The sequence below is a fragment of the bacterium genome (assembly GCA_016716565.1).
GTDB lineage: Bacteria > Bacteroidota > Ignavibacteria > Ignavibacteriales > Ignavibacteriaceae > IGN2.
Map to the genome: position 1 here is coordinate 1108654 of JADJWC010000001.1, position 26865 is coordinate 1135518.

36 protein-coding genes and 1 pseudogene are annotated in these 26865 nt (G+C 34.4%); 25 read left to right on the plus strand and 12 right to left on the minus strand.

Annotation, left to right across the window (positions count from 1 at the left end):
* Positions 1 to 30: 30 nt before the first annotated feature.
* The 17 genes from IPM14_04765 (at position 31) to IPM14_04845 (ending at position 10680) form a co-directional block, all read left to right on the plus strand.
* A complete protein-coding gene (locus tag IPM14_04765; GenBank protein ID MBK9097434.1) occupies positions 31 to 474 on the plus strand; it encodes a hypothetical protein in 444 nt (147 codons plus the stop codon).
* 36 nt (positions 475 to 510) lie between these two features.
* Complete coding sequence (locus tag IPM14_04770) at positions 511 to 819, plus strand: cupin domain-containing protein (GenBank protein MBK9097435.1); 309 nt, start codon at positions 511 to 513, stop codon at positions 817 to 819.
* Positions 820 to 825: 6 nt separating this feature from the next.
* Entirely contained in the window at positions 826 to 1290 is a 465-nt protein-coding gene (locus tag IPM14_04775) for a DUF542 domain-containing protein (GenBank protein MBK9097436.1), read from the plus strand.
* Between the two features lie 53 nt (positions 1291 to 1343).
* Positions 1344 to 1550, plus strand: a complete 207-nt coding sequence (locus IPM14_04780) for a hypothetical protein (GenBank protein MBK9097437.1) — start codon at positions 1344 to 1346, stop codon at positions 1548 to 1550.
* An 80-nt stretch (positions 1551 to 1630) separates the two neighbouring features.
* Positions 1631 to 3040 carry a cbb3-type cytochrome c oxidase subunit I gene (locus IPM14_04785; GenBank protein MBK9097438.1) on the plus strand — a complete coding sequence of 470 codons (1410 nt, stop codon included), beginning with the start codon at positions 1631 to 1633 and terminating at the stop codon, positions 3038 to 3040.
* Positions 3040 to 4011 (plus strand): cbb3-type cytochrome c oxidase subunit II, encoded by a 972-nt coding sequence (locus IPM14_04790; protein ID MBK9097439.1) that lies wholly within the window; start codon positions 3040 to 3042, stop codon positions 4009 to 4011. The genes IPM14_04785 and IPM14_04790 overlap by 1 nt, the downstream gene beginning before the upstream one ends.
* A complete protein-coding gene (locus IPM14_04795) occupies positions 4008 to 4247 on the plus strand; it encodes a hypothetical protein (protein MBK9097440.1) in 240 nt (79 codons plus the stop codon). The genes IPM14_04790 and IPM14_04795 overlap by 4 nt, the downstream gene beginning before the upstream one ends.
* Before the next feature lie 5 nt (positions 4248 to 4252).
* A complete protein-coding gene (locus IPM14_04800; protein MBK9097441.1) occupies positions 4253 to 5068 on the plus strand; it encodes a cytochrome c in 816 nt (271 codons plus the stop codon).
* Between the two features lie 57 nt (positions 5069 to 5125).
* Positions 5126 to 5587, plus strand: a complete 462-nt coding sequence (locus IPM14_04805) for a carboxymuconolactone decarboxylase family protein (GenBank protein MBK9097442.1) — start codon at positions 5126 to 5128, stop codon at positions 5585 to 5587.
* 189 nt (positions 5588 to 5776) lie between these two features.
* Entirely contained in the window at positions 5777 to 6877 is a 1101-nt protein-coding gene (tal, locus tag IPM14_04810) for a transaldolase (GenBank protein ID MBK9097443.1), read from the plus strand.
* Between the two features lies 1 nt (position 6878).
* On the plus strand, positions 6879 to 7868 hold the full coding sequence (gene gap / locus IPM14_04815) for a type I glyceraldehyde-3-phosphate dehydrogenase (protein MBK9097444.1): 990 nt from the start codon (positions 6879 to 6881) through the stop codon (positions 7866 to 7868).
* 45 nt (positions 7869 to 7913) lie between these two features.
* Complete coding sequence (locus IPM14_04820) at positions 7914 to 8249, plus strand: carboxymuconolactone decarboxylase family protein (protein ID MBK9097445.1); 336 nt, start codon at positions 7914 to 7916, stop codon at positions 8247 to 8249.
* Positions 8250 to 8287: 38 nt separating this feature from the next.
* Positions 8288 to 9031, plus strand: coding sequence for a flavodoxin reductase (locus tag IPM14_04825; GenBank protein MBK9097446.1), 744 nt, complete (start codon positions 8288 to 8290; stop codon positions 9029 to 9031).
* 11 nt (positions 9032 to 9042) lie between these two features.
* The gene (locus IPM14_04830; GenBank protein MBK9097447.1) at positions 9043 to 9261 is read left to right on the plus strand and encodes a hypothetical protein; all 219 of its coding nucleotides are present in this window, start codon (positions 9043 to 9045) and stop codon (positions 9259 to 9261) included.
* Complete coding sequence (locus tag IPM14_04835) at positions 9261 to 9614, plus strand: DUF488 family protein (protein MBK9097448.1); 354 nt, start codon at positions 9261 to 9263, stop codon at positions 9612 to 9614. Before IPM14_04830 ends, IPM14_04835 begins: the two co-directional genes overlap by 1 nt.
* Before the next feature lie 201 nt (positions 9615 to 9815).
* Positions 9816 to 10052 carry a tetratricopeptide repeat protein gene (locus IPM14_04840; protein ID MBK9097449.1) on the plus strand — a complete coding sequence of 79 codons (237 nt, stop codon included), beginning with the start codon at positions 9816 to 9818 and terminating at the stop codon, positions 10050 to 10052.
* A 307-nt stretch (positions 10053 to 10359) separates the two neighbouring features.
* Positions 10360 to 10680: a DUF2231 domain-containing protein gene (locus IPM14_04845; GenBank protein ID MBK9097450.1), complete on the plus strand. Its 321-nt coding sequence runs from the start codon at positions 10360 to 10362 to the stop codon at positions 10678 to 10680.
* Positions 10681 to 10684: 4 nt separating this feature from the next.
* Here IPM14_04845 and folE read toward each other — a convergent pair whose 3' ends face one another.
* The 3 genes from folE to IPM14_04860 form a co-directional block, all read right to left on the minus strand.
* Positions 10685 to 11353, minus strand: a complete 669-nt coding sequence (gene folE / locus IPM14_04850; protein MBK9097451.1) for a GTP cyclohydrolase I FolE — start codon at positions 11351 to 11353, stop codon at positions 10685 to 10687.
* A gap of 20 nt (positions 11354 to 11373) precedes the next feature.
* Positions 11374 to 12048, minus strand: a complete 675-nt coding sequence (locus IPM14_04855) for a flavodoxin reductase (protein ID MBK9097452.1) — start codon at positions 12046 to 12048, stop codon at positions 11374 to 11376.
* A 107-nt stretch (positions 12049 to 12155) separates the two neighbouring features.
* Positions 12156 to 12833 carry an RNA polymerase sigma factor gene (locus IPM14_04860; protein ID MBK9097453.1) on the minus strand — a complete coding sequence of 226 codons (678 nt, stop codon included), beginning with the start codon at positions 12831 to 12833 and terminating at the stop codon, positions 12156 to 12158.
* Positions 12834 to 12925: 92 nt separating this feature from the next.
* Here IPM14_04860 and IPM14_04865 point away from each other — a divergent pair, with 92 nt between their 5' ends.
* Together IPM14_04865 and IPM14_04870 are read left to right on the plus strand one after the other, a co-directional pair.
* Positions 12926 to 13267, plus strand: coding sequence for a hypothetical protein (locus IPM14_04865; protein ID MBK9097454.1), 342 nt, complete (start codon positions 12926 to 12928; stop codon positions 13265 to 13267).
* Between the two features lie 146 nt (positions 13268 to 13413).
* Positions 13414 to 15081, plus strand: coding sequence for a formate--tetrahydrofolate ligase (locus IPM14_04870; protein ID MBK9097455.1), 1668 nt, complete (start codon positions 13414 to 13416; stop codon positions 15079 to 15081).
* Here the strand turns inward: IPM14_04870 and IPM14_04875 are convergent.
* From IPM14_04875 to IPM14_04910, 8 genes and pseudogenes are all read right to left on the minus strand, one after another.
* Positions 14962 to 15303, minus strand: a complete 342-nt coding sequence (locus tag IPM14_04875) for a P-II family nitrogen regulator (protein ID MBK9097456.1) — start codon at positions 15301 to 15303, stop codon at positions 14962 to 14964. The genes IPM14_04870 and IPM14_04875 overlap by 120 nt on opposite strands.
* Before the next feature lie 322 nt (positions 15304 to 15625).
* Entirely contained in the window at positions 15626 to 16705 is a 1080-nt protein-coding gene (locus tag IPM14_04880) for a hypothetical protein (GenBank protein MBK9097457.1), read from the minus strand.
* A gap of 135 nt (positions 16706 to 16840) precedes the next feature.
* Positions 16841 to 17077, minus strand: coding sequence for a hypothetical protein (locus IPM14_04885; GenBank protein ID MBK9097458.1), 237 nt, complete (start codon positions 17075 to 17077; stop codon positions 16841 to 16843).
* A 24-nt stretch (positions 17078 to 17101) separates the two neighbouring features.
* The gene (locus IPM14_04890) at positions 17102 to 17740 is read right to left on the minus strand and encodes a hypothetical protein (protein MBK9097459.1); all 639 of its coding nucleotides are present in this window, start codon (positions 17738 to 17740) and stop codon (positions 17102 to 17104) included.
* Between the two features lie 204 nt (positions 17741 to 17944).
* Positions 17945 to 18391, minus strand: a pseudogene (gene rnk, locus IPM14_04895) (nucleoside diphosphate kinase regulator).
* Positions 18392 to 18424: 33 nt separating this feature from the next.
* Positions 18425 to 18946, minus strand: coding sequence for a DUF2179 domain-containing protein (locus tag IPM14_04900; protein MBK9097460.1), 522 nt, complete (start codon positions 18944 to 18946; stop codon positions 18425 to 18427).
* A 51-nt stretch (positions 18947 to 18997) separates the two neighbouring features.
* Positions 18998 to 19714: an SDR family oxidoreductase gene (locus IPM14_04905; protein ID MBK9097461.1), complete on the minus strand. Its 717-nt coding sequence runs from the start codon at positions 19712 to 19714 to the stop codon at positions 18998 to 19000.
* On the minus strand, positions 19681 to 19860 hold the full coding sequence (locus IPM14_04910; protein MBK9097462.1) for a YfhL family 4Fe-4S dicluster ferredoxin: 180 nt from the start codon (positions 19858 to 19860) through the stop codon (positions 19681 to 19683). Before IPM14_04910 ends, IPM14_04905 begins: the two co-directional genes overlap by 34 nt.
* 325 nt (positions 19861 to 20185) lie before the next feature.
* On the opposite strand from IPM14_04910, the gene IPM14_04915 reads away from it, so the two are divergent.
* The 4 genes from IPM14_04915 to IPM14_04930 all read left to right on the plus strand — a co-directional run bounded on the left by IPM14_04915 (position 20186) and on the right by IPM14_04930 (position 22322).
* Complete coding sequence (locus IPM14_04915) at positions 20186 to 20464, plus strand: PAS domain-containing protein (protein ID MBK9097463.1); 279 nt, start codon at positions 20186 to 20188, stop codon at positions 20462 to 20464.
* A gap of 161 nt (positions 20465 to 20625) precedes the next feature.
* Positions 20626 to 21720 carry a sigma 54-interacting transcriptional regulator gene (locus IPM14_04920; protein ID MBK9097464.1) on the plus strand — a complete coding sequence of 365 codons (1095 nt, stop codon included), beginning with the start codon at positions 20626 to 20628 and terminating at the stop codon, positions 21718 to 21720.
* An 86-nt stretch (positions 21721 to 21806) separates the two neighbouring features.
* The gene (locus tag IPM14_04925; GenBank protein ID MBK9097465.1) at positions 21807 to 21914 is read left to right on the plus strand and encodes a hypothetical protein; all 108 of its coding nucleotides are present in this window, start codon (positions 21807 to 21809) and stop codon (positions 21912 to 21914) included.
* Positions 21915 to 21980: 66 nt separating this feature from the next.
* Positions 21981 to 22322 (plus strand): hypothetical protein, encoded by a 342-nt coding sequence (locus tag IPM14_04930; GenBank protein MBK9097466.1) that lies wholly within the window; start codon positions 21981 to 21983, stop codon positions 22320 to 22322.
* Positions 22323 to 22689: 367 nt separating this feature from the next.
* Here the strand turns inward: IPM14_04930 and IPM14_04935 are convergent, their stop codons facing one another.
* The gene (locus IPM14_04935; protein MBK9097467.1) at positions 22690 to 23031 is read right to left on the minus strand and encodes a NifB/NifX family molybdenum-iron cluster-binding protein; all 342 of its coding nucleotides are present in this window, start codon (positions 23029 to 23031) and stop codon (positions 22690 to 22692) included.
* A gap of 626 nt (positions 23032 to 23657) precedes the next feature.
* Between IPM14_04935 and IPM14_04940 the strand changes: the two genes are divergently transcribed.
* Entirely contained in the window at positions 23658 to 24038 is a 381-nt protein-coding gene (locus IPM14_04940; GenBank protein MBK9097468.1) for a cupin domain-containing protein, read from the plus strand.
* 44 nt (positions 24039 to 24082) lie between these two features.
* Positions 24083 to 26758 (plus strand): pyruvate dehydrogenase (acetyl-transferring), homodimeric type, encoded by a 2676-nt coding sequence (aceE, locus tag IPM14_04945; GenBank protein ID MBK9097469.1) that lies wholly within the window; start codon positions 24083 to 24085, stop codon positions 26756 to 26758.
* Positions 26759 to 26865 lie beyond the last annotated feature (107 nt).

Sequence of the window (26865 nt, forward strand, 5' to 3'; positions counted from 1 at the left end):
ACTAATAACAATTTGTAGAATAAGAAATTGATGTACTTAGAAGTTAAATATCTGATAATTCTTGCAGCTGTATTTATCTGGATTGGTTTTATTTGTGCAATAAGTTTCATGGAGTCATGGTTGAAGTTTAGAGCACCGGGTATGAATTTACAACTCGGATTAAGCATTGGCAGAATAATTTTTTCCGCACTTAATAAAGTAGAATGGTTTCTAGCGTTAACAGTTATTACAACTTTTATACTATCTAAGCCAGATGAACTAATTACTACTCGTGCTATTGGTTTCCATATGAGTTTGCTAATACTCACAATACAATCTATCTGGATTTTACCATCATTAATTGAAAGGGCTGAATTATACAACTATATTGAGAATATCCCTCATTCAAGCATCCATTCTCAATTTGTCATTGCTGAAGTCATCAAGCTAATATCGCTCATCATTTTTAGTTTATCGTTATTCAAAGGGGTTTAAAAGTATTTATAACAAATAACGACAGAAGGATATAGTATGAATTTACCAACTCAAATTGAAAATATACCTGATTTGAAATTACTAAGGAAAGGAAAACAGTATAAAGTATATCAGGTATCAGGACTGAATGGAATGAGAATGCCACAGCATATAAGTACACACGAAGCCATTTTAATCGTGCTGGAAGGAAGTGCAAAATTGGAAATTGACAATACTATTCAAAATCTCAACCAAGGAGATGTTTTTGTAATTCCTGGTTGTGTTGTGCATTCACTGACAATATTAGAGAAATTTAAATCTTTGGTGATAATGGATTTGACTTCATCAATAGAATTCACAAACTGATAGACTATGAATATGGATAAAATTCTGGAAATGACGACGGGCCAGATAGTTGTTAGAGATTACCGGGCATCAGAAATATTCGATAATCACAATATAGACTATTACAATAAAGGCCATGATAAACTTGCAGATGCTTGTCAAGCAAGAAGAATAAATCCAGAAAAGATTATCAATGAATTGGAGAAGTTAAAAAAGGTATCCGGTGACAATGAGGTTGATTATAACACTTGGACGCTAGATGCATTAATTGAAGAAATAGAATTTAAACAACGTCGGTTCTTTGTTGATAGGACTGCCGAGATAAAAAATTTTTTAAATAATCTTATTAGCATTCAGAGGAAAAATGACAGTGAGTTGTCTGATGTCATTAATATTTTTAATCATTTTTCGAGTGAAACAAGTGTCCACTTAATGAAAGAAAGATTAATACTTTTTCCCTATGTCAGGAAACTTTTTGATGCAAAAAAATGAAGTCCAAATACATACCTTTAAATTATTTTACTCTCGATTTCGCAGTTGCGGCGATGAAAGATGAACATAATAATGAGGCTAATTATATCAATCAAATTTCCGAAATCACTAATATTTATATGCCTTTTGATAGAGACGAAGGTTACAGGATTGCTTTTATGTTATTTAAATCCTTGAAAAAAGAACTTATAAGAACAATCCATTTAGAAAATAATATATTATTTCCGAAAGCAATAGAGTTAGAAAAGGAATTGTCATGAACATTGATAAAATATTGGGTGTTTTTATTCAACGAACAACTCACTATCCAAACTTTTTAAGTTAAAGGTCTCTCAGGATTATGAAAATTGATAGACCATTAACACCAAGTAAGACAAAAATTGAATCGATTATTAATGAAGATAACAGATTAACTAATCTCGTGTTCTCCTATTTGTATTCAGCTACGTTCTGGCTGTTATTTGGGACATTGGTCGGTTTGTATCTAGCATTCAGATTTATTTTTCCGGATTTCGGAGTCGCCCCCTGGTTATCGTTTGGAAGATTAAGGCCAATTCATACAAACGTTGTTTTCTGGGGTTGGACTTCTCTCTCAATGATAGCTCTAGCATTGTATGTAGTACCAAGAACAAGTCAGAGGCCCCTATTTAGTGTAAAGCTTGCAAAGAGAGCTCTCTTTGTAATAAATCTATCTGTAGTAGCTGGAGTTTTATACTTGTTCATGGGTTATAACAATGGAGGTCAAGAATATCGAGAATTCATTTGGCCGGTTATGATGTTGTTTGCGCTTGGTCTATTGGCACTCACTCTTAACTTTTATAAAACGATTGCTCTTCGCGTTACGAATGAGATTTATATTTCTAACTGGTATATTCTCGCAGCTTTCCTCTGGACAATAGTTGTAGTCGTAATTGCCTATCTGCCCTGGTATCAGAATGGACTAGGAGAGACTATAATACAGGGTTATTATATGCATATGGGTGTAGGGATGTGGTTTACACCGATGGTGTTAGGATTGACATATTATTTCCTCCCAATGCTGCTTAACAAACCAATCTATTCTTATTCGTTAGGGGTGTTAGCTTTCTGGACCCAAATGGTGTCTTATTCGATGATTGGTGCACATCATTTTGTATTTAGTCCTATTCCGTGGTGGCTGCAAACTATTGCTATTGTATTCAGTGTAGGAATGGTTATTACACTCGCTGCGGGTACCGGAAACTTTCTTCTCACTATGAAGGGAAGTTTTAGACGAATAGCAAGAAGCTATTCTTTACCTTTCATCCTTGTTGGTGTTATATTTTACTTTTTAGCCTCCGGACAGGGTTCTCTTGAAGCTCTAAGAGAATTTAATGAGATCTGGCATTTTACAAATTATACTGTGGCTCATTCACATCTGACAATGTACGGATTTGTAGTTTTCTTAATCTGGGGTGGTATCTATGGATTACTACCAAGACTAACAGGGAAAGAACCTTCTCACATTCTTATAGGAATTCATTTCTGGTTTGCTTTCCTCGGTTTATTGATATACGGATTTTCATTAATGATTGGGGGTACCTTACAGGGTAAAAGCTGGATAGCTGAAATGCCATTTATTAATTCTGTAGAATTAATGATGCCTTACTGGGTGTGGAGAGCAATCGGTGGAACATTCATGTTTATTTCACATATCATCTTTGCTTATAATTTGTATAAGATGAAACCGAAACCAAAACTCGGTAAAGTTGAATATGAAGGTACAGAATGATGAAATTGAATTTTAGTCAAAATCATAAACTTCTTTTCGGTATAGTGTTTTTTGGATTTGTTGCACTATCTATAATAATTGCCATTATACCTGCTGTTCAAGTAAATGACCGCGATCCGATGTGCGGTGTAAATACATTAACATTGTCAGAATTCAGGGGACTAAATACTTATGTATCGGAAGGTTGTTTGTATTGTCACACTCAACAGGTAAGACCATTAAAACTCGATAAAATATTTGGCAGACCATCATCACCACTTGATTACTCTTATCTTCAACCGATTGATGATATCAGGATGACGCCGGCTGTATTGGGGAGTGAGAGAACCGGTCCCGATTTAAGTAATATAGGAAATCGACAGCCCAGTGAAATCTGGCATCATATCCATTTATATAGTCCTCGCGCTGTAGTAAAATCCTCTATCATGCAGGCATATCCTTGGTTATATGAAATCAAAGAATCACCCGATAGTAATGATTTAGTTATACCTGTTCCTAATGAATATGCACCTGCCAATGGTAAAGTTGTAGCTAAACAAGAAGCAAAAGATCTTGTAGCTTACCTTCTATTTTTAAAACAAAAACCCATGGAAGGCTTAGACAAAGATCCAGAATTAACAGATGCTGGTCCATCCATAGGTACTGAAGAAGGCACAAAATTATATAATTCTAATTGTGCTAGTTGCCACCAACAAAATGGTGAGGGTATATATAACACATTTCCACCTTTAAAAAATTCTGCAACTGTAAATTCAGATGATGCTGAATCACACATCAGAGTTGTGCTATTCGGAAAAAAAGGAGGAACAATAGATGGGGTTACTTATACTGCGGAAATGCCTGCGCAAAAAGATATCCTTACTGATGAACAAATTACTGCTATAATAAACTATGAACGAAGCAGTTGGGGAAACTCTGGGAAAATGATAAATGTAGAGGATGTGAAAAGAATCAGAGGGGAAGGGAAATGATTATAGTTAAGTCATACTTGAACCTTTTAGCAAGTTCAGTTTTTATTCTTTTGCAACATGAACTCGTTGGTACAGTAGATAAGGACTTTTGGTATTACATGCTTTACATCCTTTCAATTTTTATAGTGTTTCTCGTATTAGGATTAACGATAAAATATCTTGTTCAACCAAGAGAAGAATCTAAAAATCATATTAAACGAAGAATCCTCGAAGATGAAAGTAAAGATGATGAGTGAGTTAGATGGATCTCAATAATCAAAATAAAATTGAAGTTATCCTGGATGATGATGAAAATCCGATTGCTGTTTATAGTCCTCCTGCAAGATTTGATTTGGATACAACAAGTTTGGATGATGGTGAGCATACACTAAAGATAATCGCTTACACTAATGATGGAAAAAAATCAAAGAGGAAAATAAAATTTGTTGTGCGAAACGGTCCCGGTATTGCAGTAGAAGGATTGAGAGAAAACGATATTGTAGAAGGTAAAGTTTCACTTTTAGTCAATGCATATGGTGGAGGAACGCACGATAAGTGGGAACCTACTACTGCTGAAACACCCTCACCAATTCCAAGCTGGATATGGATTATTTTCATTTTAATTGTTGCCTGGGCAATCTTTTATTTTGTAAATCAATGGAGTCCTCCAGAAAAATTCGCTAATACTCCTACATATCATAAAATGGAAACCCTAGAAAATCAGACGGTTGATTCTCCTAATTTATCATTATTTAATGGTGCTGATATCTACAGAAAAAGCTGCTCTAGCTGTCATCAGGAAAACGGACAGGGTATCCCAAAATTGTTTCCGCCTCTTGTTAAAACAGACGTAGTAACTTCCAACGATGCAACTGATCACGTCAGTATCGTTCTCTTTGGAATTGAAGGAAAGAAAATTAATGGAATACAATATAGCACTCCTATGCCTGCATGGAAAGATCAGTTGACAGATGAGGAAGTTGCAGCTGTCATAAATTATGAAAGAACATCTTGGGGTAACAATGCGAATTTAATAAATGCTGATGATGTAAAAAAGGTGAGATCGGCTGGTAAGTAAATCTTTCATTTGCTTAAAAGAATGATAATCTAAATAATATTTATAGTGGAAGTAAAAATGAGGTTAGATTGGTATAAAGAATCCCCCGAAGCTTATAAAGCTATGTTGGTTGTTCAGACTGTTGTGGATAAAAGTGCAATAGATCATAAGCTATTGGAGCTAATTAAAATTAGAGCCTCTCAAATAAATGGTTGTGCACACTGTTTAGAGATGCATACAAAAGATGCAATTGCACTTGGTGAAAATGATCAGAGACTACATCTTTTAGCTGCCTGGAAAGAAGCACCTTTTTATTCTGAAAAGGAGAGAGTGGCTTTAGCCTGGTGTGAGTCTCTGACAAACATTTCATCAGAAGGTGCACCTGAAAATATTTTTGAAGAATTATATAAATTCTTTACAAAAGAAGAAATTGTTGACTTGACGCTTGGTATTGTTGCTATTAACGGGTGGAATAGACTTGCAGTAGCATTTAAATCTGACGTAGGAAATTATGTTTCTAATTTAAAACCTGTTAAGTAGTCTATCTATCTCTGTGAACCGCCTCCAATGATGGACGCAGTTGAAAAGTTGTTTGCAAATTTACGCATTGACAAAAATTCAATTATCAAAGAAGGATTTTAGCATAAGAATAAGATTGTATAAGTAATAATTCTAATTAGAAATATGGTTTTGGAGTTAATTGCATTTGTTTTAACAGTGAAAGAGGATATGACAATGAATAATCTAAAAAAAATACATGATCTGGGTCAAAGTATCTGGCTTGATTTCTTCAACAGGGAAATTATGAATAATGGGATGCTTCAAAAACTTATCGATGAAGATTCTTTAAGCGGGATTACTTCCAATCCATCCATTTTTGAAAGTGCGGTACTCAGCAGTCCGGATTATAATGATGATATTAAAAAACTTTCGGATGAACAAAAAAGTAATGAGGATATTTTTTTCGAGTTTGCTATATGTGATATCAAACGTGCTGCAGACATACTGGAGCCTGTTTATGAAAAATCAAATAGACGTGATGGTTTGGTAAGTATGGAAGTTTCACCGCTTCTTGCCAATGATACAGAAGGTTCAATTAAACAAGCTGAAGAATTATGGAAAATGATTAACCGCAAAAATGCGATGATAAAAATACCGGGCACTAAAGAAGGCTTACCTGCTATCCGAAAATGTATTAGTGAAGGTGTCAATATCAATATTACTTTGTTGTTCGGTTTGAATCGTTACAGAGAAGTTACTGACGCTTATTTATCCGGATTGGAAGATCGGTTAAAAGCTGAGCAGCCCATTGATAATATAACGTCTGTAGCCAGTTTCTTTTTAAGCCGTATTGATGTACTTCTTGATCCTGTTTTGAAAAAGAAAGGACTTGATGAACTTTTGGGTGAAGCGGCAATTGCATCTGCAAAAGAAGCATACCAAATTTATAAAGAAGTTTTTCAAAGCGAGCGATTTAAAAAGCTTGAAAAACAAGGTGCAAAAAAACAAAAAGTTTTGTGGGCAAGTACCGGCACAAAAGACTCAGCATATAGTGATGTAAAATATGTAGAACCTTTAATTGGTCCAGATACTATTAATACTCTTCCTTTAAAAACCATCGATGCTTTTCGTGATCATGGCAAAGCAGCGAACAGTTTAGAAAATAATCTATCCCATGCAAATAAAGTTTTACAGCGGCTTAAAGATAATGGGATCAGCATAGATGATATTACTCAAAAACTGGAAGAAGAGGGTATTGAAAAATTTGATAAAGCTTATGATAAATTATTAAATGCTATAGAAGCAAAGAGAAAGGAAATTGCTAAGTAAAATGAAAAGAATAGCTATTAATGGATTTGGCAGAATTGGGAGAGCCGCATTGAAAATAATTCTATTGGAAGATGAATTAGATGTAGTTGCAATTAATGATTTAATGAGTATTGAAAACGCTACATATTTATTTAAATATGATAGTGTATATGGATTTTATGAAAGTGATGTAAGTATTCAGGAAAATTATTTACTCATCAAGGGTAAAAAGATTTTATTTCTTAACGAGAAAGATCCTGCAAATCTCCCTTGGAAAAATTTGAGTGTTGATGTGGTTATTGAAAGCACAGGATTATTTAGAAAAAGAGAAGATGCTGAGAAGCATATCTATGCCGGAGCAAAAAATGTTGTAATTTCTGCACCAACAAAAAGTAAGGACACACCAACAGTACTGCATGGAGTAAATAAGAGAGATGGTAAAACTTCGGTATTTTCTTGTGCGAGTTGTACAACTAATAATATTGGTCCTGTTATTGAGATTATGGACAGAAGAATTGGAATAAAAAAAGCAATTTTAAATACCATCCATTCCTTTACTTCTTCAAATTCTCTGGTAGATGCGCCTTCAAAAAGAGATCTTCGTATGGGAAGATCGGCAATGATGAATTTAATTCCTGCTTCCACAGGTGCGGCAATAGCAACTATCAAAGCATTGCCGCAATTAGAAAATAAATTTGATGGCATAGCGATACGCACTCCTGTGCCTGTAGGTTCTATTTCGGATATAACATTCGTACCTGCAAAAAATACTTCTGTGGAAGAAATCAATAATATCCTGATTGAAGAATCAAAAACCGACAGATATAAACAAGTATTGGCTACTTCGAATGAACCTCTGGTTTCTTCAGATATTATTAATAGCAGCTATGCATCAATTGTCGACTTGAAAATGACCAGAGTTGTAGATCGAGATTTAGTAAAAATTATGACCTGGTATGACAATGAATGGGGATTTACAAATCAAATGATCCGTGAAATCAAATTGATTTAAAGATTTTTAATAAATGATAAAATGAATTCTACGAAAGGGTTTATGATGGAAAATGGAAATCTGTATCCAGTGGCATCCAGAGAACTGAACGATAAAAAAGCTAATCTATCACCAAAAAACATTGAAGCCTGGCGGAATTTCAGTAAAACAGTATTTGAGGATGGAGAATTACCTGAAAAAATAAAGCAGCTTATCGCAGTGGCCGTTGCACACGTTACTCAATGTCCATACTGCATCAGGTCACATACCAGGACGGCAATTAGGAGAGGCGCAACAAAAAAAGAAATAATGGAAGCAATTTGGATTGCGGCTGAGATGCGTGCTGGAGCAGCGTATGCCCACGCGACTCTTGCGATGGACGAAATGGAGAATATTCGGTAGTTGGGAAATTTAGATAAGATGATAAACTGGAAAAAAGTATGAATGAATATTCAGTAAAAATATTAGAGATAAGTTCTATATCATCAAACACATTTAATATTAAAGTGGAAAAGCCTCAGGGATATACATATACTCCTGGACAATTTACGAACATATCATTAATAGATGGTGTCAAACTCGACGAAAAAGAATCCTTTTGTTTCGTTGGGTTAGTGGAAGCAAGTCATCTGGAATTTATAATCAAATTATATAACCAGAATGATTCACTAAAAAAAGCAATTGTTGGTTCAAGTGTTGGTAAAAAATTAAAGATAAGTGAGCCGCATGGAACTTTTAAATATAAAGGGATGGGTGTATTTATTGCTGCCGGTACCGGGATTACACCTGCTATCGCAATATTGCGAGATCTTAAACATAAGAATGACCTAGCGGGAAATATGTTAATTTATTCGAATAGGAAAATGGACGATGTTATCCTGCATACGGAATTATCTCAGATGCTTGGTATAGATTACATTAATGTGTTCACAAAAGAACGTTATGAAGGTTACTTTTTTGGAAGAATTGATAAAAACTTTTTAAGAATGCAAATCGTAGATTCTGTGAGGTATTTCTATCTGTGTGGCTCATCAAATTTCGTTCAAGACATGCGATTGATACTTAAAGAATTTAATATACCATCAGATTCAATAATTTTTGAAGATGCTATTGTAAGTAATTCGATCAGAAAAAATAAAACTGAAGATATTGTAAATATCGAACAAACAATTGAAAATATCTGAAGGGATCTGCAATGAACCAAATTGATGAGCTTAATGGGGCGATAATTAAGATTACAATGACAATTCAGGAACGATATCCGGAATTATATGAATTATTGTCTGAGATGCCAGTAACAATTCCAAATATTAAAAATCCAACGATAAACCTGGAAACTCTGAATTCATATTATAATTCCCTCCGATCTCTGATTGAAACTTACAACAATAATGATCATCTATTGAGATTGTAATGAACATAAAAGTTAAAAGAATTTATGAGAAAGAATCAAATTCAGATGGGTATCGGATACTAGTTGATAGAATCTGGCCAAGGGGGGTGAAAAATTCGGAAGTAAAAATTGATCTTTGGATGAAAGAAATTGCACCATCTAATGAGCTGCGCAAGTGGTTTGCACATGACATCAGGAGATGGATTTCATTTAAAGCTAAGTATAGTAGAGAACTCAGAGGAAAAATGGAGCTTCTTCATCAAATCAAAAAATTACAAAAACAAAAAGGTATTGTCACGCTACTTTATTCAGCCAAAGATGAGGAGCATAACAATGCTGTAGCGCTCAAATGCTTTTTCTCTTCGGATAAATGATATATGAAAAGTGTTCAACAATATATCCAGAGATCTACCGAATGTAGAATAATAATTCATTCAATCGACTAAAAGTTGATTTAAGTCAATTGTTATCGATAAACATATTCTTAAAATAAGTTTAGTAAAAGAAAGAACAATAAACTTTTTAGAATCGACTTTGGTAAAGTAGATTTTATATAAAATAATTTGAAAAGGGAAATGATGAATTATGAAAATGTGCCAGCTAATGTTTCCTCAACTTCATTAAATATCATAGGAGTAGAAAAGGCTGATCAGGGAGAAATCCAAGTTGCAATCAAGTTTTTTTCTGAGGCAATTAAACTTAATCCGAATGATCCAAACGCTTACTTTAACAGGGCGACTTTGCTTGTCAAGATGGGAGATATTCAAGCAGCAAGGGCCGATTTTAATAGTGCACAGGAATTTAGTAGTTGATTATTGCAGAATGATTTAACCTTTTACATTAGCTATGATATCATAACGATTATAACAATGATTGTGTTTATGAAGTTTTTGGATCTTATAAAATCAATAAATATTTAGTTTAAATTTATTTTTTCTGCATTGTAACCTTTATGCTAGGTTATTCATCAGAGTATTAAACAAAAATTTTAATTGTAATAATGTTTAAAGCTACTATTTCGGGACATCCCATTCACATAATGCTGATTCACTTTCCGATAGCATTTCTTCCACTAAGTGCTTTACTGGACATATTTTCAATCATATATCAAAGCTTTATTTGGCAGAATTAGCCTTTTATTCATTGGTCTTGGGAACTACTTCAGGATTTTTTGCTGCAGGATTCGGAGCGATTGATCTAATCAAAATAAAAAACGAGCAGACAATTCTAAAAATAGCTTTGCTGCACGGCGGATTAAATGTGCTATGGCTTATGATATTTAGTGTGATTGCAGGAATTCAATTGAAGCAGTTCCCAGAAATTAATATCTTAAATAACTGGGTAATAATATTGAAAACATTGATCGTGGTGGGATTATTTTACACTAACTTCCTTGGTGGTGAGTTAGTATTACATTATGGCGTTGGTCGAAAAAATTAGTTGTTTATTTTTTAATATAACTGATAAACTCATTTCTAGTTTCAGGCTCCAGAAATCTTCCATTATATTCCGAAGTAAGAGTTCTGCTGTTTGCATCCTCTATACCCCTGGATTTTATACACAGATGATCTGCCTCAATAACCACCGCTACATCCTTTGTATTTAGAATTGTTATAAGCTCTTCAGAAATCTGATGTGTAAGCCTTTCCTGTAGTTGAGGACGTTTTGCATAAAACTGCACAATCCGATTAAGTTTGGAAAGCCCGATTACATATTCATTGGCAAAATATGCAACATGTGCTTTTCCAATTATAGGAACGAAATGATGTTCGCAGTATGAATAAATGGTAATATCTTTCTCAACAATCATCTGATCAGAGTTAAATGACTTCTTGAATAATGATATCTTTGGTTTATTATTTGTATTTAATCCACTGAATACTTCTCTGACAAACATTTTGGCGACCCTTCTTGGAGTATCTTTCAAACTGTCATTATTGAGATTCAAACCAAGGACACTCATAATATCTCTGAATCTATCTTCAATGATTTCTATTTTTGTTTCATCGTCTACCAGATGCGATAAAAATGCATTTTCATTTTCAGAATAACCTAACGATTGAATCATTGCTTGAGTTTCTATGCTTTTACCATTTGAGCCATTTTTTTCCATATAAGTACCTTTCTAATGATCTAGAATCCCTCTTTTATTATATGACTCTTGTCTATGTTCAACTGGCTCAGCTGTTTTTCGATCGATTCCATCATTGGAATTGGTCCACAGATATAGTACTTATTTTGATCATCGAGATCCGTATAAGACTTTAACAAGTCTGTAGTGATAAAACCGTAATCATATCCTTCAACTTTTTCGTCGGATAAAATATTATAAAAATTTTTTCCTAATAATGCCCGGAATTCAGCTTCCAGTATAATATCCGACTTTGTTTTATTTGCAAACAATAATTTGTTTTCTCCAAGCATATGATGTTTATTCAGATATCTGAGAATTGCAATAAAAGGTGTTATTCCTGCACCTCCAGCAATAAAAACACCTTTACCTTTATAAGCTATTTCTCCCCATACATCATGAATAATAATACTATCTCCTGGTGCAAGCTTGTCCATTTCACTTGTCACTCCAAGGTGATCACTATATATTTTAATTGTAAATTCAAGATTTGGCCAGTCATTTAGGCCGGTAAAAGTAAAAGGTCTTTTCTGTTCTGTAAAACCCGGTTTATTTATTGCAACTTCGGTTGCCTGCCCGGGTATAAACTCATAACCGTGTGGTTTTTCCACAACAAATCTTTTAACATCATGTGTGATTTGTGTGATTTCCAGAATATTTACGATGTGCTTTTCCAAAAATTCATCTCCTTTTTATTATTAGAGGAAATGGAATAAGAAAGGTTACAATTTATAGTGATATAATTTTATATTTATTTTTGAAATGGGTGTTCCAGTTGTAAAGTTTACTGTGCATTTATCTCTTGCTGGTTGCTTCTTATGTAGTCCATTACATTTTCGGTTATGTTATCACATCTTTCATTCCCAAATGTGAATAGACTTGCAAAATGAATGATTCCCTTAATATCCTCTTTCAACATTGATTTCGCTCGGTGCAGTCTTACTTTAACATTTACTTTTGAAATGCCGAGGGAATCGGAAATCTCTTCAACACTCATTCCTTCAATTTCTTTAAAAATGAAAACAGTCCTGTATTTCTCTGGCAACCGTTTGACTGCTTCTTCTAGTATTTCCTTTCTTTCTATATCCATATAGTTTTCTTCTGGGTTTTGATGACTTTCGGTACTAAAGGTTACATCTTTACTCTCATCTAATTTTACAACCCTTCTTTGCTGCCTTTTCAACATTAAGCATTCATTAATAAGGATTTTTATCAGCCAGGTGGAAAATTTGGCATCGCCTCTGAACTGGGATAATTTTTCATAAGCAGATATATAAGCTAATTGTATTACTTCCTCCGCATCATCATCCATAACACCGTAAGAAACTGCTATTCTGTACAGTCTCTGGTTATATCTACGAACTATTTCACTATAAGCTTCGATTCTTCCACTTTTTACCTCATTAATTAGTTCTTCATCGGAAATTTGTTTTAACGATTTATTGTTTTGCTTCGTCAACATCTACTTGTTTTTAATTCAAAGATAATAAAACATTTACAATCTATGTAACCTTTTCGCTAGTTAAATCATCTACTGCTAAAAAGGAAAATTTTATGTTAATTACGAGTATTATTCTTTTCGCTTTAGCAGCAGTATCTGGAGTAACAATTTTAATCCCATTATTAACAGGTAAACCGATCGTTAAACCAGTAGCAGTTGTACATGGAATTTTTGCCGCAACTGCACTAATTATTCTCATCATTTTTTCAATCAATTATGGTGATGATTTCCCGATTTTATCTCTCATTTTATTTGTTGTTGCTGCAATCGGAGGTATTATTCTTTTTGTACGTGATTTAAATAATAAACCGGGGCCTAAAGCTTTAGCTTTGATCCATGCGGCAGCGGCAGTTATAGCGTTCTTAATTCTATTAGTATTTGCTCTTAGTTTGTAACTCTAACTATAATCTCAAACTAATAGCGGTATATAATTGCTCTTGAGATAATAGGAGTTTTTTGAAGGAGTTTTACATCTAAAAAGTCCTTAACTTTTGATGTAATTAAATAACTCTTATTCTCTTCAAAGACGTAAGGTATTAATATGCCAACCGATCAAGATTTAGCACGTCAAGTAAAATTGAAAAACATTAAGGAGATACTCGGAATATTAGATATTTCAGAGGATGATTTTGTCCCTTATGGAAATTATACTGGTAAAATTAAGTTAGGTGTCCGCGAAAAATTTGCTTCACGTCCGGATGGAAAACTCATTCTGGTTACTGCCATGAGTCCGACTAATTTTGGTGAAGGAAAGACATTAACATCTATTGGTCTTGGGCAAGCAATAAACAGGATTGGGAAGAAATGCATTATAGCAATCCGTGAACCTTCGGTTGGACCTGTTTTTGGTATGAAAGGAGGGGCGGCCGGCGGAGGGCATTCGCAGGTTTTACCTATGGAGATGATTAATCTGCATTTTAACGGAGACTTAAGCGCAATAACTGCTGCGCATAATCTGTTGGCTTCTATGTTGGATAATCATATAATGAAAGGAAATGATCTGGGAATAGATGTCACCAACATATTATGGAATAGAACGATGGATATGAATGATAGATCATTGCGTCAGATTGTTATAGGGCTAGGGGGCAGAGTAAATGGGGTACCAAGAGAATCAGGATTTGTCATAACCGCAGCGTCAGAAGTCATGGCCATTCTTGCACTTGCGGAATCGCGTGCTGATTTGAAAAGAAGACTTGGAGAAATTGCAGTTGGTTATAATTTTGATCAGAAATTAGTACGTGCAAAAGATCTTCAGGCAAATAATGCGATGGCAGTTTTACTGAACGATGCAATTATGCCAAACCTAGTTCAAACTAGTGAAAACACTCCAGCACTGGTTCACGCGGGCCCATTTGCAAACATTGCACATGGCACCAACAGTATTATTGCAGATAAAATTGCTCTTAAACTGGCTGATTATGTTGTGACTGAGTGTGGCTTTGGTTCCGATTTAGGTGCCGAAAAATTCTTTGATATTGTTTGTAGGAGCAGTGATATGTGGCCATCGGTAGTTGTTATTGTTGCAACGTGCAGAGCGATTAAATTTCACGGAGGTGTAAAGTCAAAACCGGAATCTTTATTGTATGAAGAAAATTATGAAGCATTCAGTAAAGGGTTAGGAAATCTTGAAGTGCACATCAATAATATGAAAAAGTTTGGAGTACCCGTTATAATCACGATCAACAAATTTCCGAAAGATACACAACAAGAAATTAAAATGATCTTTCAATTGTGCGAGAAACTTAATGTGGATTGTGCTGCCCATGAAGCATTCAGCAAGGGCGGTGAAGGAGCGATTGAACTTGCAGAAAAGACGGTCAGGCTCGCTGAAGAAAATAACAATCCGCAAAAGAAATTTTTATATGATCTGGAAATGTCTGTCGAAGATAAAATTCAAACTATCGCAACTCAAATATATGGCGCAGAAGATGTCTATTTTGAGAAGCGTGCAAAAAAGAAAATAGAAAAATTTGTTGAATTAGGATTTGGAAATTTACCTGTCTGCATTGCGAAAACACAGATGTCACTTTCAGATAATCCTCGCAATGTTGGAGTGCCAAAAGCGTGGACATTAACGGTAATAATTTTATATTGCAACTTTACTTCGCTCATTCGTTCGTATCTTTATTACCTCATCAACATTACTGACGAATATTTTTCCGTCACCGGAGTTACCTGTATGAGCAACCTTTTGAATTATATTTAATACATTATCTACCATACTATCATCTACTACGATCTCGAGCTTTGTTCGAGGAACGGATAGTATTTTGTCATCAATTATTTTAATATCCTTTGTGTTAATCTCAGCTTTTCCAAAACCAATTATTTCCGAGATTGTAATTCCCGGTAATGTTTTAATCTCTTTTAAGGCTTCTAAAACCTTTAACAGTTTAAATGGTCGAATTATTGCTTTTATTTCTTTCATCTTAATCCCTTTTTGAATTTTATGATTATTGTTTATTCCTGCAAAGCAAGAGACTTGTTTTATATTCAAAAGAATATAAAGAGAATTTAATTGAGTTGGCTAAGGACTCAATAATTCCTTATTACGCTTTCCTTATAATAAATATTTTTAAACTAATTTTTCGACAACTTCTTCTTAATGATTTTATCTGAGCTTACTCTTATCGCAGACTTATTTCATTAGAATTCCGACTTAAGCAATATCATTATTACCGATTTTTCTTGCCGTTGATAATATTCACACCTCTCTGTTAACAGAATTAAACCTTATGCAAAATACTTTTTTAGTATCTCGTTTTCAGAACAATATTACCAAGGTCTTTAATTTGATCCTGTGTGGTAAAAATTGTTCTGCCTTTCTTTGCAAGTACTTCCCAAGCTATGTTGCTGGTAATGTCATCGATAGCGCCTTGTGTTCTAGGATCTTCAATTATATCAAAAGTTCTTTCAGTTTTCATTAATACAGGCTGTACAAAATTTCGATGTATAATCAAAAGTTCACCTCTGCCGTCAATAGCCGCCTGATAAATTTCCTGAAGATCTGTTACTACTTTGCCCTGAGCAACCGCCTCTTTCATTTCCTCTATAGCCATAGCCATGCGTTCCTGCTGTAAATTATTAATCAGCCCCCAGGTTTGTTGAACGACTTGATGGGGAGCTCTTCTGTTATAGTCAATTTTAACAAATCCATGATATACTTCCGGTTTATCAGCTACCTGAATGAGCAGACTATAATTATCAACGGTGCATACTACAATACAATTCAGACCTGTCTCGTTATAAACTTTTACAAGAGATTTATCTATCCTGTTAAAATATTTTCTAATCAAATCATCTACATATTCCGGATCGCTTTTCCTCTCCGGAAAGAAAATATTATGTGTGTTTTCCGGAAAAGGGAAGTCATCATTTATGATTTCCCCAATTATTCCGTCATTTATCGCTTCGTATAAATTAACCCCGCCTTGCGAAAGTACCATCACCAAATAAGGCTCACTTTGGTTATAAGCTTTAATCAACGAACGGATGGCAAAAGTATTAGAAACATGTACCCGATTTTGACGTATAGACCAAGGTAGTTTTACAATCTCTTCTGTATCGTTTGATAAGAACAGGTGAAGACTCTCCAAATTAAAATTCACATCAATTTCATTTTGCACTGTTGCGATTTTCTCTAGTAGCACTTCGTTTGATTTCTTACCAAACTCTTTAACTACTCTCTTTTCTGCTTCTTTTAGCAGATTCTTTAAAATGATTTTATCCTGTGCGTTGTCCGGATGCGTACGATGTGTATTGAATGAAATGGTAACGCAAGGAGTATTTTTTTCACTTCCCAATTGCATTAATAATTCTTTTAGTGCCATAGTCTTCCCTCCTACTCTTTGTTAATAATTTTTATTAAATATTGTGTTTAATTCAATCCTGCATGGTGAAAATAACAGAGGTTCAGATTAAATTAGCTTTATGTTATCCAGGACAGTGTAGATTACTTAAAGCTCTTAGCTAGTTTGCCCCCACTCGGACATTATAATTCCCAGGTTCAAATTTCGAATTTTACTATTTGATTTATCTTTGATTTTACTTTCAACTGCAATTGAATAGCCTAAAAATATAAGTTGAACAGCTTGTGTTATTTCGTCTTCAGATATAATCGCACTTCTATTATCTGATAGAAATTTAATTGCTTCCTCTCTAAAATTATTTAATCTAAAGATTTCCAGCCTCTCTTTATTCATTTTGTATCATTGTTTAGCTAATTCTTATACGAATATATGTTCGGTTTCATACTCATTAATGAGGGCAGGTTTATATCTTTCACCTGATAATCCCAGAGAAAATGAATATAACATTTTTCGTGTTATTAGTTTCACGGTACATTTATCGGTATTAAACTCTTCAGATAATTTATTCTCTAATTTTTCAAGTAAAGAGAACCTGTTATCGTCATCGAAAATTGATAACGGGCTGGAGTTCAGCCTTTCAAACTGATTTTCTACAAGCTCAACGATGTCTTCTAAAAAATATACATCGAAGCCTTCCATCTTGATTAGAAGAAGAGCAGGTATATCTAAAATTTCTTTCTGGATACCAGGCATTATATATTCTTTTCCGACAATAGGGATCTCGACCAAATAATTTCTTGAATAATCAAATGATGAATTTTTTGTAACCTTGAACTGGCATTTGTATTTCATTGAATGCTTTTGTCTGGTATTTCGAGGGCATTTTTCAATGAAAAATGGAAAACTAAAAATTAAATCAATTGATCTTGCATCAATTGAATTCAAATAACTAACTATTTTATTCGACAACTGCTGTAAGCCAACATAATCATCACTATTACATATGATTCCAAGTATGTTTGTTTCGAATTGCTCTTCGAATATTTTTTCAATCATTGCATGGATTGATAAACAGGTTATTGAGTGTTTTCCCCTTCAGCCTTTGCTTTTCTACCAACCTTTAATGGAAATTCTAATCCTTCGATACAAACTTCGAGCAAATTTTTTTTGACTGTGGCCATAATTAGTATCTTTCAAATTTTGAGTTAATTTTCTATAAGATTTTTACAAGATTATAGTTTTTTTTCTGAATATTCTTATTTACTTTTTAAGTAATCTAAATGCTGCTTCCGGTTGAAATAAAATTTGCTGAACCAGAAATCGCCTTTTACCTGCGGGCACCTTCCATTCAATTATATCACCCACTTTATACCCCAAAAGTGCTGTTCCTACCGGGGCAAGGACTGAAATTTTATTTTTTGAACTATCCGCATATTCCGGGTAGACGATTGTGTATTCAAACTCCCTATGAGTATTAAGATCTTTTACGACAACAGTCGAATTCATAGTAATCACATTTTCATCTATATTGTCATCATTAATCACCTCGGCACGTTCGAGCTCAATCAGCAATTCTTTCATATTATTCAAATCATTACTGTTTACTCCGATGGTTGCTCTGAAAAGACTTTTCAATTTTAATTTATCTTTTTCGGTTATATAAATTTTCTTTTTGTCATTTTAATTCCTATTTAAAAAATGGTAAATGTAATAGCGCGTTAGACTATAATTGAGCGCAATTTATTTATGGTCTCTTGATATATATCCTTTAAATGGTGACGCTGGTTGAATATTAATAAAAACATCCGGATCAATTTTATTTACTATCTCCAGTAACCTAATGTATCTGTTCCTATTAATTACAGTGAACACCATCAATATATCCCCAGTAACGCCTGCGCCTGGTAAAATGGTCGCACCGAAGTTAGCATCTCTTAAAGCATTTGCTATAAGTTGTCCTTTCCCTTTTGATAGTATACTGATCTGAATATAACTGAAGCCGAGTTTCTGATCCATGGTAACTCCCAAAAATGTTCCAAGTGCGAATCCACTGGCATAACCAATTAAGTTAAGCTCATGATCCATATGTTGAACAATATATCGCATCGCAAAAATCCATATCAGCACCTCAAAAAAACCTGTAATCGCGGCTATATATTTTCTTGATTGAATTACGAAGATTGACCTCAGAGTTCCAAGGGAAACATCAAATATTCTCAATAGTGCTATTACACCAGCACTAAGAATTAATTCTGGTAACACTCTTTAAATCTCCTTCTTTATCCGTTATTGTTATATCTTTAACTTTTATTTTTATTGAGCAGTGTAACCGCCATCTATTACCAATTCACTTCCTGTGACAAACTTAGATTCATCCGATACAAGGTAAATTACTCCATATGCGATATCTAATGGTTCGCCAATGTGTCCAATTGGGTGTAAGCTATCTAAGTGTTCTCTGAACCCAGTTTTTAGTTTCCCAAACTCTTCAACTAATGGTGTCCAAATAAAACCCGGATGTATAGAATTAATCCGGATGTTATCTTTTGCATAAATTATCGCATCATTTTTTGTCATTAATCTAACAGCACCTTTTGAAGCATGATAATGTGGTATGTCTCCAGCACCTATTAGTCCATAAATTGACGACATATTTACGATACTCCCACCATTGCCATTTTTTTTCATCTGAAGTACAGCATGCTTAGTGCAAAAGAAAACACCTTTTACGTTAATATTCATGACAGCATCCCATTCATCCTCGCTTAATTCGTGTGTCGGCTTATCAACACCTGATATTCCAGCATTGTTTACTGTGGAATCGAGATGTCCGAATTCATTTACTATTTCAGAATAAACCTTTTCAACTTCTTTTTCTTTCAATACATCAAGTTGCCAAAACTTCGCGACACCTCCAGAATCATTAATTATTTGAACCACTTCTTGACCCTCTTTTTCAAGAATATCAGTAACAGCAACTTTTGCACCTTCTTTCGCTAATAGAATATAACAGGACAAACAGATACGCACTGTGGTTCATTGTGGTAGCCCACACATTCAGAACATAGATTAGGATCTATAACAAATATTGTATCACCCCGTGAAATTGCTTCGTTCGGACATTCAGGTTCACAAGCATGACAATTAATACATTCTTCCATTATCGTATAAGCCATTTTTCATATCCTTTACTTTCTTTGTTTTGATACTTGATACGTCCTAAAATTTATACTATGCATTATAGATGATGCGACCGAATAAAATTCTTGATTCGATTGGTGCTTCCATTCGAATGTGATAATTCAAAAAGGAAGCCAATAATATTATTGTGGAATTGTGCTAAATACGATTTGTACTTAAATAGTATTGCAGATATGCATTGTCGATGGAAAGACGATTTCCATTTTGCAATTAGAGTTATTGTGGTATCTAGAATTGAATTCTACTAATTCGCAACTTCGCTTAAATTGATTATATTAACCAAAATTCAATATTAATCATTTGAGGTTTAAGGTTGATACTCTTGAAGCAAAGAAAAAGTTTGTTGCTTCTGATGGTATTATTGCAATAAATAAAGAGCATAGAATTATTGTTTTTAATGATGGCGCTAGTAGGATTACTGGATTCAGTACTGATGAGATCATTTCAAAACAAAGTAATATTTTATTTGATCCTACACTTGGCGAAAACACAATAATAAATAACAGCTTAAATTCTGGTGAGATTTTTTCAAATATATCGCTAAGAATTAAAACAGGAGTAACAAGCAACTTGAGGTAAACGCGTCGATAAGTCCCCTTATACAGCCCGATCATGGTGTAATTGGACTCATTATCGTTTTCAGAGACATCAATGAGGTTGTTTCACTCCATCTTACTCTGCAACAAAAAAACGAAGAAATTATTAAACAAAAAAATAAACTCGAGACTATTTTCAATAGTTTGCTTGAAGGGACTTTTACAGTTGATTCTGAATGGAAAATAACTTCATTCAATAAAGCCGCTGAAGGAATAACAGGTTTTTCGGCTTCCGAAGCATTGGGGAAAGATTACTGGGAGGTTTTTCCTTCTGAGGCTGGGAAGGAAGATCTACTGTTAAAATCATTCATTGAAGATCATCATCAGAATCTTCTAAGGGAAACTACAATCATTCGTAAAGATGGTAGTAGGGTGCTTGTCAGAATTAACTCAGCTCAATTACTGGATACAAGAAGTAATAAAATCGGCAGGGTCGTAACCTTCGAAGATATAAGCATAATGAAAAACCTTTCCGATCATATTGAAGAAAGATTTCATTTTAAAAATGTAATTGGTCGTAGTAAACCTATGTTACAGGTATTCAGCATGATGGAAAATGTTTTAGATACAGATAGTACAGTTCTAATTACAGGAGATAGTGGAACAGGAAAGGAAGTGATAGCACGGGCAATTCACTTGAATAGTGCGAGAAAATCTGAACCATTTATTGCTGTTAATTGTACTGCATTTGCTGAAACACTACTGGAAAGTGAACTGTTTGGACACGAAAAAGGAGCGTTTACCGGAGCTATTCGGACAAAACCAGGTCGGTTCGAATTAGCTGCAAACGGAACTTTATTTCTTGATGAAATTGGCGACATTCCTTTATCCACACAGGTAAAATTATTACGGGTTTTGGAAAACAGGCAGTTTGAAAGAGTTGGTGGAACCAAAACAATTCAACTCAATGCACGAATTATTTCTGCAACACACAGAGATTTAGAAAAAGAAATAATAAATGGAAAATTCAGAGAGGACTTGTTTTATAGGATCAATGTAATCAATATTCACTTACCGTCATTACACGAACGAGAAGATGATATTCCCAGCCTGGTCAATCATTTTATGTCAAAGTTTAACAATAAATTTAAAAAAAATATCCACTATATATCACCGAATGCGTTGAAGGTGATTACTAATTACGATTGGCCGGGAAATATTAGAGAATTAGAAAATGTAATTGAGCATTCATTTGTTGTTTGTAACTCAGATGCAATTAAAACAGAACATCTTCCTTAAAGTTACAAGGATATTTTAAAAAGTTAAACCTAAATGAGAATGAAGCCGAAAGTAAAACGCCATTTGAACAGGCTGAAAGACAGTTAATACAATCCACTCTTCGGAAGCATAATGGAAATCGTTCACAAACTGCAATTGAACTAGGCATTAATAAAAGTACGCTATGGCGAAAAATGAAAAAGTATGAGCTTTAGATTTTCATTTAATAAATATTGGTCTGGAATTTGTTACTTAGTATATACTAACCTAACGGAGTATAAATGAAAGTAGCAATCTGTATAAAATATATTAACGGTAATCCAAGATTTGCTGATACGCTTGGAAACTCAGATCAATTCTTTATTTATGACATAGAGAAGAAAAATCTTAATGATAAGTTCACAAATCACTTTAAATCTTCACCTACTTCTGAAATATTTTGTGCACAGATACTTATAAAAAGAGGCGTAAATGCTGTGGTTTGTGGTAAGTGTGGAAAGGATGCCAAAAATCTTTTTAATGAAGCGAATATTGATGTAATTGAAAATGTTTCCATGAGGCCGACTGAATTTGTAAATCTCCTTTACGCTAAATTCAAAGAAAATAAACGTATAGCAGTATAAATATCCGGATTTATTATGGGGTTATTCTTAAACTGTTTCAATCACCTTACCATTTATATTAATCATATCGGTGAAGTAACTTACTTATATTAATCTTTTTATTTTGCCTCTTATTTTTTCCTAAATTATAAACTATTGTCTATAAAACAATCCGAATAGTATTGGTAAAGAGCTTCGTTTACACTCTTTTTGAAAGTAATATATGTTTCCACTCCTCATTTTGCAATCTTTTTAATATATCGAAATATTAATCCCATCATTTGTAACAACTATTATATTCATCCTTTGTTCCTTTCAGATTCATAAAAAACTTCGTTTGACTGTTAAAACACTATTCAGCTATTTTAATGAAAATATATTCTTTTCCTTAACTCAGCTTTAGTAACTTTCCCTGTAAAAACAGTTTTATGCTACTTTGTATATCAGCTTCTGATGCCAAAAATATTTCAACATTAGCTTTATTAAATTCTTGCTCTATTTTTGGATTCATTGCATACAATATTATTAAATCACAATCAGTCAGGATTTGAGCAACTCTAGCATATGAATCTTCAGTAAAATCTAAAACCTGTCCGCTCATTTGAGCAAGTTTTCTATATTGCTTATTCTGAATTTTACCCTCTTCTATATCAAAAATCATAAATCCAAGGGCGAACCTTAAGTGATAAATTATATTAATTTTATCGTTTGTTGGGATAGCAATTTTCATTTCTGATTACCTTTTATCTTTTAGGCTGGAATGTTTAATCTATTAGTTCAATTAGTTTGCCAACCCTAGATAAAGATTTGAATAAACGAAGTGCTGATAACAACTACTTAATCTCATCTAAAAATTTTTTGAATTTAAAATCATATTGCAATTCTTATATGAAGTTCGAACTGTGAGTTGCAGATTTGCAATATTATCCCCACTCTTGATGGCAAATCGGAGAGATTCATTTTAAAAAATATTATAAATGTTGGCTTCGTTGTTGCATCAGTATTACGATAGAAATTTAATACAAGGTTCGAAAACTATTTTGGATTGGAGGAAAAGATGAGCCTAACGAAAAATATAGAAAAATATGAGGGAAGAGATCAATACAGCCTTGTATATGAGGTGTGTTTAATAATAGCACTTCTGATTATGATTCTTATAGTTTTATTTCTATAGAATGAAGCGATCCCGGCAATAGAAAGAGTAATGTTCTTCAGGTTCTACAATATATAAGTCTTTAATTGACTTAAGTCAAAGATTATTGTTCGCCTGAATGTTAGGTTGTTGTTGAGCATAGAATTAAAGTAGAAGGAGCCACAAAATGAGCGAATTAAAAAGAGAGAGTTTAAAGAAGGAGAGTGCTGACCGCTCCCTTTATGGACTTTTCAATAAATGAAGAAGTTGAGAAGTTGAGAAAAGAACCAGCCTGGCTTAAGGGGGATCGAAATGCCGTCACTTTGCAAAAAGATTCAAATTTGCGTGTCGTGCTTACATCGTTACGGAAGGGAACTACTTTACATGAACATAAAGTCGTTGGTCCGATTACACTTTTTGTATTATCTGGTAAACTGAATTTTATAGTAGGACTTGAAAAAGTTAGTGTGGGAGCCAATGAATTTATTGTCTTAGAGAAAGCAATCCCTCACAATGTAGAAGCTCTGGAAGATGTGGCTTTCATCCTAACTTTAATTCAGCCTCAACAATATTTTGAAATTAATCAAAAAGAACACAAAGATTAGAATTTAAATCTAATACGGAACTTTTTTAAGAGTTAAGGAAATTTATGGACAAGGATTATAAACGAAATCCTGAAATTGAAGAAATAGAAACCAGCGAGTGGCTTTACTCGCTCGATTATGTTTTTGAACACGGCGGACCTGAAAGAGTTCGTGAGTTACTTCAGCAATTGCAGATTCGTGCACACAAAGCCGGAGTTCAAATTCCATTCACAGCTAATACTCCGTACATTAATACAATCCCAAGAGAAAAGCAGCCTCCTTTTCCAGGCAACAGGGAAATTGAAAGAAGAATAAAATCTCTTTTGCGTTGGAATGCAATGGCAATGGTTGTAAAGGCAAACAAGTTGGAGGCAGGTATAGGGGGTCACATTTCAACTTATGCGAGTGCTGCAACTTTATTTGAGATCGGTTTTAATCACTTTTTCAGAGGAAGGGGAAATGGGTATGAAGGCGACCAGGTTTATTTTCAGGGTCATGCGTCTCCCGGAATTTATGCACGTGCATTTCTTGAAGGAAGAATTTCAAAAGAACAATTAAAAAATTTCAGAAATGAATTTGCAAAGGGCGGAGGATTATCTTCTTATCCTCATCCATGGTTGATGCCTGAGTTCTGGGAATTTCCTACAGTGTCGATGGGGCTCGGACCAATTATGGCAATCTACCAGGCAAGGTTCAATCGTTATCTTGAAGATCGCGGCTTGAAAAAAGATACCGGAAGTAAAGTCTGGGCATTTCTTGGTGATGGTGAAACTGATGAGCCGGAAACCCTGGGTGCAATCACTCTTGCATCAAGAGAACGACTTGATAATTTAATTTTTGTAATCAACTGCAACTTGCAAAGACTTGATGGACCGGTCCGCGGTAACGGAAAAATTATCCAGGAACTTGAAGCAGCTTTCCGTGGTGCCGGATGGAATGTGATAAAAGTTATCTGGGGTGAGGATTGGGATCCGCTTTTAGAGAAGGATAAAGATGGAAAGCTGGTTAAGCGAATGGGTGAGGTCGTTGACGGTCAATATCAGAAATACACTGTTGAGAGTGGCGCTTATTTCCGTGAACATTTCTTTGGAGTTGATGAAGAGTTAAAGGATATGGTCGCTGGTATGTCTAATGAAGATTTGAAAAAAATGAAAAGAGGCGGTCACGATCCTGAAAAAGTTTATGCTGCTTTCAGTGCTGCGGTAAATCATAAAGGTTCGCCAACAGTTATTCTTGCCAAGACAATAAAAGGCTACGGACTTGGTGAAAGTGGCGAGGGAAAGAACATCACCCATCAGCAGAAAAAATTAAATGAAGATGAGATGAAGGAATTCCGTGCACGATTTGGTATTCCAATTTCTGATGAACAGATTCATAACGATCCTTTCTTCAGGCCTGATGAAGACAGTGCTGAAATAAAATATTTAACTGAAAGAAGAAAAGCACTCGGCGGATACGTGCCTTCAAGAAAAACAAATTTGAAGCCGATAAAAACGCCTGATGAATCACTATTTGAAGAATTCTACAAAGGTACTGAAGGAAGAGAAGTTTCAACAACGATGGTGTTTGTAAGAATTCTTGCAAAGCTTTTAAAGGATGCCGAAATTGGAAAAAATATTGTCCCGATTGTTCCTGATGAAGCAAGAACGTTTGGAATGGAATCTCTCTTCCGTCAAGTTGGAATATATGCACACGCAGGACAGTTGTATGAACCTGTTGATGCAGACAGTCTTCTCTACTACAAAGAAATTAAAAACGGACAGATACTCGAGGAAGGAATTACTGAAGCTGGCTCGATGTCCTCTTTCATCGCTGCGGGAACTTCTTATCTGAATCATGGATTAAATATGATCCCGTTCTTCATTTATTACTCGATGTTTGGATTGCAGAGAGTTGGCGATCTTGTTTGGGCTGCTGGTGATGCAGGAGTGAGAGGTTTTATGCTTGGTGGAACATCGGGCAGAACCACGTTGAATGGTGAAGGACTACAGCATCAGGATGGACATAGTCATCTTCTGGCCTATGCTGTTCCCAATATGGTTGCATACGATCCCGCTTTCGCATTTGAGCTTGCTGTTATTATCCGCGATGGAATAAAAAGGATGTTCGAAGACCAGGAAAGAGTTTTTTACTATATCACCTTGATGAATGAAAACTATCCAATGCCTGAAATGCCAAAAGGTGCAAAGGAAGGAATTCTTAAAGGAATGTATAAATTCAAACCTTCAAAAATGAAAGATGAAAAACTTAAAGCACAGCTTTTTGGCAGTGGAACAATTCTAAATGAAGTACTTAAGGCTCAGGTAATTCTTGAGAAGGATTACAAAGTCGCTGCTGATGTCTGGAGTGTTACAAGCTATAAAGAATTGAGAAGAGAAGCTCTTGAAGTTGAAAGATGGAATATGCTGAATCCTGATAAGAAGCAGAAGACTTCGTACATCACTCAATCTCTTTCGAAGGAAGAAGGAGTTTTTGTAGCTGCATCGGATTATGTAAAAGCACTTCCTGATTCAATATCAAAGTGGTTTCCTGGAAGACTACACTCATTAGGAACTGATGGATTTGGTAGGAGTGCTTCTAGAAAAGATCTCAGGGATTTCTTTGAGGTTGATTACAGGCATGTTATTTATACTACTCTTGGTGCACTAGTTAAAGAAGGAAAGATAAAAGAAACAGATCTCGAAAAAGCAAAAAAAGATCTGGAGATAAATCCGAATAAATTAAATCCTCTGATTTCTTAGTTGGTAAATTTTTATTCTGAATGAATCAGATGGAAATTTTCGAAAAATCCTGGTGTTTTTGTAATCCGTTCAGAATAAAAAAATAAACTTAAAAATAAAAAGCAAAT